Below are 9,153 nucleotides of genomic sequence, written 5' to 3'. Positions count from 1 at the left end.
GCCCCCCGCCCCCCCCGGTAGCTCACCCGTGGCGCCCCCTCACCCCCGCTGAGCCACCCGCACGTACTGCTCCCGCACCTCCCGGTACCGCAGCAGCTCCGCCGCCACCGGATCGAGCACCCGCGCCCGGCCGCACCCCGACGCCGCCTCCCGCAGTCGGCGCTCCGCATCGGAGCCGTAGCGGCGCGCGGGGCCGCGCGCCGCCATCCGGCTCAGCCACTCCACGCCGGGGCCGCCCAGGACGCCCAGGAGCATCAGCAGCACGGGCACGCCCAGGTTCGGCGTCGCCACCCCCACGATCTGCGCCACGAGCCAGAGCCCGCCGACGACTTGGAGCAGCGTCATCACCGCCTGCGCGAACACCGCGACCGGCCACCAGCCCGGCCGGGGCGGGCGCCCCTGCGGCAGCCCGGCCCGCACGGCCAGCTCGTCCAGGGCCTCCGGCAGCCCCTCGGCGCCGCGTGCCGCCGCCTCCCGCACGGCCTGCCCCCAGGGCACGGGAAGGCCCGAGGCCGCCTCGTCGGCGACCGTGCGCACGGCGTGCTCCACGCGCGCGCGTGCGGTGGCCTCCTCGTCGACGGGGGCGCGCGTCACGGGCGCGACGATCGAGCCGAAGGGCGAGCGGCGCGCCTCGTACCAGCGCCACAGCCGCAGCCAGGGCGTGCCGCACGCCTTGTTGGCGTGCCTGCGCCAGGCGCGCTCGGCGGCCTGGCCCACGGCCGTGGCGCCCACCGCCTCCGCGAGCCGGTCGGCGAACTCGTCCCGGGCCTCCTCGCTGAGCCCGACCCGCCCCCGCCCGACGGCGGGCCCCGCCTCGGCTGCGTACACCGGGCGCAGGCGCGCGGCCGCCGCGTCCAGGTCCGCCTCCACGCGGCGCGCGGCGGCACGCCGCTCGCGCGTGAACTGCCCGAGCGCCTCCCGCAGGTCACCGACGCCGTCGCCGGTCAGCGCGGACAGGGCGAGCACCGTGGCGCCCGGTTCGCCGTGCTCGCCGAGCGCGATGCCGTCGTCGTCGAGGAGCCTGCGCAGATCGTCGAGGACCTGGTCGGCGGCGTCCCCGGGGAGCCGGTCCGTCTGGTTGAGCACGACGAACATGACCTCGGCGTGGCCCGCCATGGGCCGCAGATAGCGCTCGTGCAGGACCGCGTCGGCGTACTTCTCCGGGTCGACGACCCAGATGACGGCGTCCACCAGCCTGAGGATGCGGTCCACGTGCCGCCGGTGGTCCTCGGCCGCCGAGTCGTGGTCGGGCAGGTCGACGAGGACGAGCCCTTCCAGGGCCTGGGCGTCGGCTCCTTGGAGGGGCCTTCTGCGCAGCCGCCCCGGGATGCCGAGCCGGTCGAACAGGCCCGCCGCGCCGTCCGTCCAGCTGCACCCGATGGGCGCGGCCGTGGTCGGCCTGCGCACGCCGGTCTCGGAGATCATCACGCCCGCGAGCGCGTTGAACAGTGTCGACTTGCCGCTTCCGGTGGCTCCGGCGATGGCGACGACGGTGTGCCGGTCGGACAGCCGCCGCCGGGCCGCGGCCTCGTCGAGGACGCGCCCCGCCTCGGCGAGCGTCGCGCTGTCGAGCCGCGTCCTGGAGAGCCCGATCAGCTCCCGCAGCGCGTCGAGGCGGGCACGCAGCGGCCCTTCGTAGAGGACGGTCGCCTCAGCGGCAGCCTCGTAGGGGCCGTCGTTGTCGTAGCCGGAGGACTTGTCGTACGGAGAGGGCTTCTCGTACGGGGATTCCGCGGCCGGTCCGCCGTCCCCCGTCGCGCCGTGCTCCCCCGTCTTCGTAGAGTCCGCGCCCGTCGCATCGTCGTCCCCGGGGGTCCCGTTGCCACCCGCTCCGGCGGCCCGCCGTGCGATGAGGCCGTCGTCCCAGATGCCGTCGGCCTCCCGCGCGCGGGAGGCCCGGTCGTCGGGCCGGTCGGCGTGGTCGGTGTGATCCGTGACGGCGGTCACCGCGGTCACCTCTCCTTCTGCAGTACGGACAGCGCGGCGATGAGTTCGGCCTGGGGTTCGGGGTGGACGCCGAGCGCGTCGAGGGGGGCGAGGCGCCGCTCCCGTTCCGCGCCGAGGACGGTGTCCAGGTACTCGGTGAGCAGCTGGCCGCCGCGGTCGCGCAGGCGCAGCGCGCCGTGGGCGCCGACGCGTTCGGCGAGGGTCTCCCCGGCGGAGCGCGCCCGGCGTCCGCCCAGGAGGGCGGTGGCGAGCAGTGCGGAGAGCACGTCGGGGTCGGGCGGGGCGCTCTTGTCGATGCGGTCGAGCGCGCGGACCTCGTCCTCGACGTACTCCTCCAGGACGCGCCGCCAGCGGCGCACGGCCATCCCGATGCGGTGCTCCGCGCCTTCGTCGCGCCGCGGGGCGAGGCTGGGGAGCCCGGCGGCGGGTTCGCGGCGCCAGGCCTCGTCCACGCGCTCGTCGGCGGCGGTGACGGCGCACACCAGGAGCGTCTCCAGACCGGCCGAGACGGCGTCCAAGAGCTCTCCGGGGCCGCAGTCGAGCGGATAGGCCCGCCAGCGCTTCAGCGCGTCTCCAGCGAGCACGGCGCCCGCCTGGAGCCGTTCCCGTACGCGCGCGTGCTCGCTCTCGTACGCCTCGTCGACGGCGGCGGTGAGCCGCAGGGCAGCCGCGTGCTGGGCGGCGACGGCGCCGGCGAGTTCGGGCATGCGCGAGTTCAGCGAGCCGAGCACTCCGTGGGCGGTGCGGGCGATCGCCGCCTCCCGGGCGGCGGTGTCCTGCACGCGGTCGGCGAGCCAGGCGAGGAGCGGCGCCACGGCGGTCGAGGGCAGCAGTCCGCCGCCGCCCGCGGACTCGGGCAGCTCGGGCACGGTGAAGCGGGGCACGTCCCCGAGGCCCGCCTTGGTGAGCAGCGCCTCGTACTGCCGGGACACCTCGGTGACGACCTGGTGCGGCACGCGGTCGAGGACGGTGACGAGGGTGGCGTCGTGCTCCTTGGCGGTGCGCAGCAGGTGCCAGGGCACGGCGTCGGCGTAGCGGGCGGCCGTGGTGACGGTGACCCACACGTCCGCGGCGCAGATGAGTTCGGCGGCCAGGACGCGGTTGTCGGCGACGAGGGAGTCGATGTCGGGCGCGTCCAGGAGGGCGAGCCCTCTGGGGAGCGTGTCGGCGGTCTCCACGCGCAGCAGCCGGGCGTCCTCCGCCCCCTCGTCGCCCTCCCGCAGGGGCACCCACACGCGCGTGAGGTCCGGCAGCACCCTCATGCCCGCGAACCAGTGATGGTCCTCCGGATGGCACACGAGGACCGGCGTGCGCGTGGTGGGCCGCAGCACGCCCGCCTCGCTGACCTGACGCCCCACCAGGGAGTTCACGAGCGTCGACTTGCCGGCCCCCGTGGACCCGCCGACGACGGCGAGCAACGGCGCTTCGGGGGCCCTGAGCCGGGGCACCAGATAGTCGTCGAGCTGGGCGAGAAGCTCGTCCCGGTTGGCACGCGCGCGTGGCGCCCCCGCCAGGGGGAGCGGAAAGCGTGCGGCGGCGACACGCTCACGCAGGGTGGAAAGCGCGTCAAGCAGTTGAGGCCGTACGTCCAAGGTCACCACATGCGAAGAATGCCCAACTTTGACGTCTTTCTGAAGCATATGGGCATGCCTGCGCGCCGATCGGACAGACGTGACGGAAGGGACGAGTGGGGCACAGGCATAACGAGTGCACAACACCCGGGGCGCCAGGCGCCAAAAGCGCTGCGAGATTCGCACCTGCCTGCGATTATCAGGACCGCTTCACCGAACCTCCACATCACGGTGCGGAGGTGAAGCACCAGGGACAAGGACCCGGGAGCCCTATCCTTGTCCCCGGCAAGGTCACGGACCGGCCCCACACCGGGCTCCAGGCCACCGGCCACCACCCGGCCCCCGTAGCTCAGTGGATAGAGCAGGTGCCTTCTAAGCACTTGGCCGCAGGTTCGAGTCCTGCCGGGGGCGCACCTCATCGGCCTTCCTTCGGGAAGGCCTTTTTGCTGGGCCGCCGTCGCCGCCGGGCGCCCGCCCGGTCAGGCCGGGCGCGGGCGCCGCCCCCGCACGAGGTGGCCGAGGAGCGCGGCGTTGCACAGGCCCGCCAGGGCCGTTCCGGCGGCGAAGACCGCGGGGCTCAGCCAGGTGAGCGAGGAGTGCTCCGCGGGCACCGACGCCAGGAAGGCGAGGATGCCGAGCGGCGCCGTGACGAGGAACGGGTAGAACCCGGCGAGCCCCGGATCCGGGCCCACGTACCAGGCGCCCAGGAAGAATCCCAGGGCCGCCGCGACCACGGCGAGGTACGCACGCGCGAGCCAGGTGTCCGTGGCGAGCACGAGCAGCCGACGCAGGCGCGGGCGCAGGCGCGGGCGGGAGGTCTTCGGCATCACGGCTCCTCGGGCTCGGTCCGGGCGGGGTGAGCCCCGCCACGGCCCCGACGGACCGGTCCGGGGGCGGGGCGAGCCCCGCCGCAGCCCGGCGGACCGACCCCCGGGGAGCGCTCTCTCGCAGCCCCTGCAGACCGGACCAGGCGAGGCAAGCCCCACTGTGGCCCGGCAGACCGCCCCGGGCATGAGTACGCGTACTCACCACCACGGCCGCCGAGCCCACCGCCTCACCGCCACGGCCGCCGAACCCACCACCTCATCACCACGACCGCCGACCCCACCGCCCCCGTTCAGGCAGCCGAACGCGCCACCCGGTCCTCGTCCTCCCGCCGCGCAGGCGCCCCCGCCGGTCCGCGGCGGCCCGCGAGGCGGCAGCCGACACAGCCGGGGTGGCCCTCGCGTGCCGTGTGGTCGCGGAGCCGCATCGGCTGTCGTGAGGCCGGTCGCGGGCCCGGGGCCTTGCCCCAGCCCGCCAGGTGCAGGATCCAGGTGACCAGCACCGCCAGGGCCATCACGCCGATCCCCAGCCAGATGGCGGGGCGCCAGCCGGTGATGCCCACTCCCGCGATCAGCGCCCCTACCGTGCCGACCGCGCAGCCGGTCCAGCCGGCGATGGTGTGGCCGTCGTCGTGCGTACTCACGTGTCGCGCCCTCCCCGTGCCCGCCGACGGCACGGCCTGGCCGCGCCACCGGCATCGGACGTAAGATGCCTTAGCAAGTAAGCAATTTATCTTAGGCGCTAAGGGATATCAATGGAGGGCAAGCCCCGCCCCAGCGCGTCCGCGCAGGACGTGGTCAACGCGGTGGACGACCTCGTCGCGACGAGCGTCGTGGGACAGCAGGAGTTCGCGCGGAACCTGGGCCTGTCCGTCACGGACCTGATCTGCTTCGCGTACGTCCTGCAGGCCGGGGACGACGCGGTCACCGCGGGGGAACTCGCCACCCGCGCGCACGTGACGACGGGCGCGGTGACGGGCATCCTCAACCGCCTGGAGCGCGGCGGGTTCGTGACCCGGCAGCCGGACCCCGCCGACCGGCGCCGGGTGCGCGTCGTCGCCGTACCGGCCGCCGCCGGGCGCGTGCGGGAGATCTACGAGCCGTACTACGCGCGCCTCATGGCGCTGTTCGACGACTTCACTCCGGACGAGATCGCCGTGATCGCCGCCTGGTCCGCGCGCGCGAGCGCCGTCGCGCGCACGTACCTGGAGGAGTCCTGCGACTGAGGAGTCCTGCGACTAGGGCGCGGGCCCGCGGGGGCTCAGCCGCGGTAGAGCGCCTCGATCTCCTGCTCGTACGCCTGCTCCACCGCGCGCCTTTTGATCTTCAGGGACGGGGTGAGCAGGCCGTTCTCCTCGCTGAACTCCCCCGCCACGACCGCGAAGCGGCGGATGGACTCGGCGCGTGACACGGCCTCGTTGGCGTGGTCCACGGCCTTCTGGAGGTCCGCGAGGAGCTTCGGGTCGCGGCACAGCTCGGCCTGCGGGGTGTCCGCGGGGCGCTTGCGGACGGCCAGCCAGTGCGCCACGGCCTCCGGGTCGAGGGTGATCAGCGCGGCGATGTAGGAGCGGTTGTCGCCGACGACGATGCACTGGCCGACGAGGGCGCGGCCGCGCAGCCGGTCCTCCAGGACGGCGGGCGAGACGTTCTTGCCGCCGCTGGTGACGATGATGTCCTTCTTGCGGCCGGTGATGGTGAGGTAGCCGCCCTCGTCGAGGGCGCCCAGGTCGCCGGTGGCGAACCAGTCGCCGGTCAGGACGGCTTCGGTGGCGTCCTGGTTGTTCCAGTACGAGGTGAAGACGATGCCGCCCTTGATGAGCACCTCGCCGTCGTCCGCGATGCGCACGGCGGTGCCGGGCACCGGCAGGCCGACGGTGCCCGGGCGGGGCCGCAGCGGCGGGATGATCGTGGCGGCCGCGGTGGTCTCGGTGAGTCCGTAGCCTTCGTAGATGATGATTCCGGCGGCGTAGAAGAACAGGTTGAGCTGTTTGTCGAGCGGGGAGCCGCCGCTGATGGCGTAGCGCAGACGGCCGCCGACCTCCTTGCGGATGCGCCGGTAGACGAGCAGGTCGTACAGCGCCCAGCCGAGGTAGAGCCCGGCGGACGGGCCGCGTCCGGTGCCGAGGAACTTGCTCAGGTACGCCTCGGCGAAGCGCACGCCGATCCGCTCCGCGCGGTCGAAGGAGGCGCCCCGGCCGATCCGCTCCGCGGTCGCGCGCCCGGTGTCGTGGATCTTCTCGAAGAGGTACGGCACGCCGACGACGAACGTCGGCCGGAACGCCCGCAGTTCGGGCCGCAGCTCGTCCGGCTTGATGCTCGGGCAGTGGCCCAGTTCGATGCGGGCGAGCATGCAGGCGATCTGGATGCTGCGGCCCAGGATGTGGGCGAGGGGCAGGAAGAGCAGCGTGGCGGCCTGCTGGCCGGTGATCGCCTTGAAGACGGGGTACAGCAGGTCGACGGTGTTGGCCGCCTCGGCGTGCAGGTTGCCGTGGGTGAGGACGCAGCCCTTGGGGCGCCCCGTGGTGCCGGAGGTGTAGCAGATCGTCGCGATGGTGTCGGGGGTGAGCGCCGCGCGCCGCTTGGCGACCTCCTCGTCGCTCACCTCCTGTCCCCGCTCGGCGAGTTCGAGGACCGCGCCGTCGTCGATCGTCCGGACGTCCGGCGGCGCGCCGAGGTCCGCGACCGCCTCCCGCGCGGTCGCCGCGTTCTCCGCGGTCTCGGCGAAGAGCAGGCTCGGGCCGGAGTCCCGGACGATCCACTCGATCTGCGCGGCCGACGACGTCGCGTACACGGGCACCGTCTGGCCGCCCGCCGCCCAGACGGCGAAGTCGAGCACCGCCCACTCGTAGCGCGTACGGGACATCAGGGCGACCCTGCCGCCCGGTTCGAGCCCGGCCGCGATCAGGCCCTTCGCGGCGGCGGTGACCTCGCGGGCGAACGCGGCGGCCGTCACGGGCCGCCACCGGCCCGCCTCCTTGCGGCGCAGCACCACGGCGTCGGGGGCCTCGACGGCGTTGGTGAAGGGGATGTCGGCGGCGCTGCCGTGCGTGGCCTCCGCGGCGAGGGCGGGCGTGCGGGCCTCACGCACCACGCCGTGTTCGTCCCGGACGAGTTCGACCTTGGCGCGGTCGGCCAGCTCGGTGTGGCGCCGCGCCTTCTTCAAGTCCTTGCGTACGCCCATGACGGCTCCCGGTACGTGTCCGTGGTGCGGATGCGGGTGCGTGCGGTAGGAGTGCGTGCGGTGGAGGTGCGTGCGGTACGAGTGCGTGCGGTGGAGGTGCGTGCGGTACGGGCGCGCTCGCGGCACGGGCGCGCTGATGTGCGGTGCGCGCCCGTCGCGTACTTACTTTTCGGTCAACTTACCGGTGCGTAGGGGAAATTCAATGGGTCGCGCAGAAGTCCGGGGAGGACCCGGGAGGGGCGGGCAGGCTCAGGGCGCCGCGCGGGCGTCACCCGCGGGCGCCGTCCGCCGGTGTCACGCGCGGGCGCCGTCCGCCGGTGTCACGCGCGGGCGCCGTCCGCCGGTGTCACGCGCGGGCCGGAACCCAGACCTCCCCCTCCAGGACCCGGCCCATCCCGACCCAGACCATGTTCATCAGGCGCAGGGTGACGCCCTCCGGCGACTGGTCGGGGTTGCGGGCCATCCAGTCGGTGAGCGAGTCGGCGGCGCCGACCAGGGCGTGGGCGACGAAGTCGGCGTCCCGCTCGGTGAGTTGCGAGGCCGTCGCACTCTCCTCGATGCCCGCCCGGACGAGCTCCGCGACCTGCGCCATCACCGCGCGGCGCGCCTCGGCGACGGCGGCCGCGATCGTCTCGCTCAGCTCCGACGCCTGGCGGTGGAGCACCACCCAGCTGTCGCGGTGCTCGGCCACGAAGGCGAAGAAGGCGAGCAGCCCGGCGTGCAGCCGGACTTCGGGCGCGCCCCGGCCCGTGCCGTCGTCGGCCCCGCCGCCCGCCGCCTCCCGGGCCGCCCCCTGGAACGCCGCCACCAGCCGGTCGGCCTCCCGTCGCAGACAGGCGAGGAACAGGCCTTCCTTGGAGTCGAGATAGAGGTACACCATCGGCTTGGAGATCCCGGCGAGTTCGGCGATCTCGTCGACCGAAGCGGCGTGATAGCCCCGCTTGGCGAAGACCTGGACCGCCACGTCGATCATCTGCTGCTCGCGCTCCTTGCGCGGAACGCGCCGCCTGCGCTCCCGTGGCGTATCGCCCACCCTTGTCAGCCTCCTTGATCCGGGCCTACCTTACCTCCCAGTAAGTTTACTTCGTGGTAAGGAGCTTGCGATGGGGACGGACAAGGCCGACGGAATCGCGGGGCTCGACTTCTCCAGTGTCACGCCCGAGGAGTTCGCACGGATCGTGAAGGGCCTCTCCGGCAAGGAGATCGACGCGATCGCGACGGACGCCCCGCTGCGCGCCCGCGTCCTGCGGGAGGTCTTCACACGCATGGAACGGCAGTTCAGGCCGGAGGCCGCGGGCTCGCTGGAGGCGCTGATCCGCTGGCAGGTCACGGGGAGCGGGGACGTCGAGGACGCGGTGTACGAGACGGACATCGCGGAGGGCGCGTGCGCGGTCCGCGAGGGGCGCTCGGCGGCGAAACCGCGCGTGACGCTGGTCATGGGCGACGCGGAGTTCCTCAAGCTGGTGTCCGGCAACGCGAACCCCGTCGGCCTGTTCATGAGCCGCAGGCTCAAGGTCGTGGGCGACGTGGCGCTCGCCGCGGGGCTCACCCGGTACTTCGACATCCCCAAGGCGTGAGGGCGCCGGTCCCTCGTCAAAGCCCGGCCAGAACCCGTCCGGAACCCGGCCAG

Annotated in this window: 8 protein-coding genes and 1 tRNA gene; 3 read left to right on the top strand and 6 right to left on the bottom strand. The window is 74.0% G+C overall.

Annotated features, from left to right (window positions below; translation table 11 throughout):
- Positions 1-39: 39 nt before the first annotated feature.
- Both IG74_RS0140095 and IG74_RS0140090 read right to left on the bottom strand, forming a co-directional pair.
- On the bottom strand, positions 40-1,956 hold the full coding sequence (locus IG74_RS0140095; RefSeq protein ID WP_420710027.1) for a GTPase: 1,917 nt from the start codon (positions 1,954-1,956) through the stop codon (positions 40-42).
- Positions 1,953-3,548, bottom strand: coding sequence for a dynamin family protein (locus tag IG74_RS0140090; protein WP_030687703.1), 1,596 nt, complete (start codon positions 3,546-3,548; stop codon positions 1,953-1,955). Before IG74_RS0140090 ends, IG74_RS0140095 begins: the two co-directional genes overlap by 4 nt.
- 308 nt (positions 3,549-3,856) lie before the next feature.
- Here IG74_RS0140090 and IG74_RS0140085 point away from each other — a divergent pair.
- A tRNA-Arg gene (locus IG74_RS0140085) sits at positions 3,857-3,929 on the top strand.
- Between the two features lie 68 nt (positions 3,930-3,997).
- On the opposite strand, the gene IG74_RS0140080 is transcribed toward IG74_RS0140085, so the two are convergent.
- Entirely contained in the window at positions 3,998-4,345 is a 348-nt protein-coding gene (locus IG74_RS0140080) for an SCO4225 family membrane protein (RefSeq protein WP_199818959.1), read from the bottom strand.
- A 290-nt stretch (positions 4,346-4,635) separates the two neighbouring features.
- Positions 4,636-4,986, bottom strand: coding sequence for an HGxxPAAW family protein (locus tag IG74_RS0140075; RefSeq protein WP_030687698.1), 351 nt, complete (start codon positions 4,984-4,986; stop codon positions 4,636-4,638).
- A gap of 111 nt (positions 4,987-5,097) precedes the next feature.
- Here IG74_RS0140075 and IG74_RS0140070 point away from each other — a divergent pair, with 111 nt between their 5' ends.
- Positions 5,098-5,568, top strand: coding sequence for a MarR family winged helix-turn-helix transcriptional regulator (locus IG74_RS0140070; protein WP_030687696.1), 471 nt, complete (start codon positions 5,098-5,100; stop codon positions 5,566-5,568).
- 35 nt (positions 5,569-5,603) lie between these two features.
- Here the strand turns inward: IG74_RS0140070 and IG74_RS0140065 are convergent, their stop codons facing one another.
- The gene (locus IG74_RS0140065; protein ID WP_030687693.1) at positions 5,604-7,523 is read right to left on the bottom strand and encodes an AMP-dependent synthetase/ligase; all 1,920 of its coding nucleotides are present in this window, start codon (positions 7,521-7,523) and stop codon (positions 5,604-5,606) included.
- 346 nt (positions 7,524-7,869) lie between these two features.
- Positions 7,870-8,496 (bottom strand): TetR/AcrR family transcriptional regulator, encoded by a 627-nt coding sequence (locus IG74_RS0140060; RefSeq protein WP_051856390.1) that lies wholly within the window; start codon positions 8,494-8,496, stop codon positions 7,870-7,872.
- Between the two features lie 130 nt (positions 8,497-8,626).
- On the opposite strand from IG74_RS0140060, the gene IG74_RS0140055 reads away from it, so the two are divergent.
- Positions 8,627-9,100 carry an SCP2 sterol-binding domain-containing protein gene (locus IG74_RS0140055; protein WP_030687688.1) on the top strand — a complete coding sequence of 158 codons (474 nt, stop codon included), beginning with the start codon at positions 8,627-8,629 and terminating at the stop codon, positions 9,098-9,100.
- Positions 9,101-9,153 lie beyond the last annotated feature (53 nt).

Origin of the sequence: Streptomyces sp. NRRL B-1347 (assembly GCF_000720325.1) — a bacterium.
In the GTDB taxonomy this organism is placed as follows: Bacteria; Actinomycetota; Actinomycetes; order Streptomycetales; family Streptomycetaceae; genus Streptomyces.
Note: the sequence above shows the minus strand (reverse complement) of the source record. Positions and strands in the feature narration are given on the sequence as shown.